Here is a 2,437-nt window from a genome sequence, read left to right as displayed (position 1 = left end):
ATTTTTGCAGGCTTGGCCAAGACCATCGCAGCATTCGTTGCCATATCCCCGTGCGATGCATCGCGCGGCGGCTCAACTGCAACATTTGCAAAATCCAGACCCGCTGGCAAAACGCCATCGCCCTGCATGGTTTCAAGTGCGCTGATCACTGCGCTGCGGATATCAGTAAAGAGGTTCATCGAACACGTCCCTATAGGTTTGCGCGCGTCATACGCCTGTGCTGCCTTACAATCAATGCTCCAGCCTGCCCTTGCGCTTCATCTTTCCAAATAAACTTCGGGGGAGTCGCGTCAGCGACGGGGGCTGGCCCCCAACGACCCTATCCCAGTAGCCTATCGTACTCTTGTTGAGCAAAGCGGTCTGTCATGCCAGAAATGTAATCCGCGACATCACGCGCCAATTCCAATTCGCTCGCCCCCTCCACATGCCATTGCAGGGGCAAGGCGTTCGGGTTCTGCATGAAGAAGGGAAACAACTCTTCAACGATGCGTGTCACACGCACGCGCATTTCCACGACAGACGGCGCGCGATACATGCGTGTGAACAAGAACTTACGGATCACCTTTAGATCACGCCATAGATCGTCCGAGAACATGATCACCGGGCGTCCAAGATCGCGAATGTCTTGCGCGCATGTCGCTCCGCTCTTTGCCAAATTCTCTCGGCTTGTCGCAATAACATCAGAGACCATGATGCCAAAGACACGGCGCAAAGCTTCGTGCATGCGGCGCGTCGCATCCAAACTAGAATAGAGCCGATCAACCTCAGCGAAAGCATCCCCAACAATCGGCAGTTCACAAATGTCGTCTTGCGAGAAAAGACCTGCCCGCAAACCGTCATGTAGATCGTGATTGTTGTAGGCCACATCATCCGACAAGGCTGCAACTTGCGCTTCTGCGCTCGCATGTGTGTGCAGTTCCAAATCGTGCCGCGCATTATACCCAGACAAAGCGTGTGGTAATTCTCCGGTTACGGGACCGTTGTGTTTTGCGAGCCCTTCAAGGGTTTCCCACGTCAGGTTCAACCCATCAAATTCAGCATAGTGGCGTTCCAGCGATGTGACGATTTTCACCGCCTGCGCATTGTGATCAAACCCGCCATAGGGTTGCATCAAAGCGTCCAAAGCGTCTTCGCCTGTGTGGCCAAAGGGCGTGTGCCCCAAATCATGGGCCAACGCGATGGCTTCGGTCAGCTCTTCATTCAGTCCCAAAGCACCCGACATCGTGCGCGCCACTTGTGCCACCTCAATCGAATGCGTCAGGCGCGTGCGGAAATAATCGCCCTCGTGCTCCACAAAAACTTGCGTCTTATGTTTCAGCCGACGAAACGCGCTGGAATGGATGATCCGATCCCTATCGCGTTGAAAACACGTGCGATGCGCGCTTTCTTCTTCTGCCACAAGGCGACCGCGCGTTTTTCTTGGATCGCTAAAATATGATGCGTGCATGAATGTCCCGTCCTTGCCGCTTGTCCCAAGGGCGCTTATATTGACGTTACTGCAAAGAGCCAACAGGCGGACTGAACTGATGAACCTCCCTCCCAAAGTGACCGAACGTGCGTTTGAACGCCTGTCTGAAATTGGCGCTGCCGAGCAAGGCCAAGCCCTGCGCGTGGCCGTCGAAGGTGGTGGATGTTCCGGTTTTCAGTATGAAATTAAACTCGACGCACCTGCGGCCGATGATCTTGTGCTTGAGGGTGCGGGCGAAAAGGTTGTTGTCGACACTGTGTCGCTCCCCTTCTTGGAGAATGCCGTAATCGATTTCTCCGAGGAACTTATCGGCGCGCGCTTTACCATCGAGAACCCCAACGCCAGCAGCTCATGCGGCTGTGGAACGAGCTTCTCGATGTAAAACAATACGTTCGTCCTGAATCAGGCGCAGATATTGCTCTAAGAAAACATATGCGCTTGCGAGAATGATGACACCTACGCCTAGAAGCAAATTCAGGCTGGGGGTTTCGCCGAAAAATACCATGCCGGCGACGACCATGACGACAAATTGCAGGTTGATCAGCAAGGTCACAACATAGGCCTTGATCCGCGTCAGCGCCAAGATCAACAGCCAACGCGCTGCGAACAAAAACACCGCGTAGAAGAACACCAATGACAGCTCTGTCATGTTCATTGGCGTATACACAAAGGGCAACACGGCCCCCATAACCACGCATAATGCCAGATTTGGATAGAGGACTTGCAGCAATGCGTTGTCTTCATCACGGCTGATATGGCGGGCAATCACCATGGAACATGCGCCGAAAAAGGCCCCGAGAAACGCACATACATGCGCCCAAGTCAGAACGGACAAACCTTGAGGGTATAGTAGTGCCATGCCAAGAACGCTGGCCGCCAATGCAAGCCAGCTTTGCCAGCGCACGGGTTCGCCCAAGACTGGGCCGCTCAACAATGCAGAAAAGACAGGCACAAGAGCGATGAAAATAA

General features: G+C 53.8%; 3 protein-coding genes and 1 pseudogene. 1 reads left to right on the top strand and 3 read right to left on the bottom strand.

Annotated elements, in window-relative coordinates; translation table 11 throughout:
• Positions 1–179 (bottom strand): annotated as a pseudogene (locus ABJQ89_RS04180) (arginine--tRNA ligase); the annotation flags it as partial.
• 140 nt (positions 180–319) lie between these two features.
• Positions 320–1,447, bottom strand: coding sequence for a deoxyguanosinetriphosphate triphosphohydrolase (locus ABJQ89_RS04175; protein WP_348495009.1), 1,128 nt, complete (start codon positions 1,445–1,447; stop codon positions 320–322).
• 79 nt (positions 1,448–1,526) lie between these two features.
• Between ABJQ89_RS04175 and ABJQ89_RS04170 the strand changes: the two genes are divergently transcribed.
• Positions 1,527–1,850, top strand: a complete 324-nt coding sequence (locus tag ABJQ89_RS04170; RefSeq protein WP_348495008.1) for an iron-sulfur cluster assembly accessory protein — start codon at positions 1,527–1,529, stop codon at positions 1,848–1,850.
• Here ABJQ89_RS04170 and ABJQ89_RS04165 read toward each other — a convergent pair.
• Positions 1,818–2,437: DMT family transporter (locus tag ABJQ89_RS04165; protein ID WP_348495007.1), on the bottom strand; the 620-nt coding region annotated here is incomplete at its 5' end. The genes ABJQ89_RS04170 and ABJQ89_RS04165 overlap by 33 nt on opposite strands.

It is taken from the genome of Planktotalea sp. (genome assembly GCF_039984035.1).
Lineage (GTDB): Bacteria > Pseudomonadota > Alphaproteobacteria > Rhodobacterales > Rhodobacteraceae > Planktotalea.
Note: the sequence above shows the minus strand (reverse complement) of the source record. Positions and strands in the feature narration are given on the sequence as shown.

Excerpts from the sequence above, each read along its gene's own strand:
- ABJQ89_RS04175 (WP_348495009.1), bottom strand. The coding sequence starts at position 1,447 with ATGCACGCATCATATTTTAGCGATCCAAGAAAAACGCGCGGTCGCCTT.
- ABJQ89_RS04170 (WP_348495008.1), top strand. The coding sequence starts at position 1,527 with ATGAACCTCCCTCCCAAAGTGACCGAACGTGCGTTTGAACGCCTGTCT.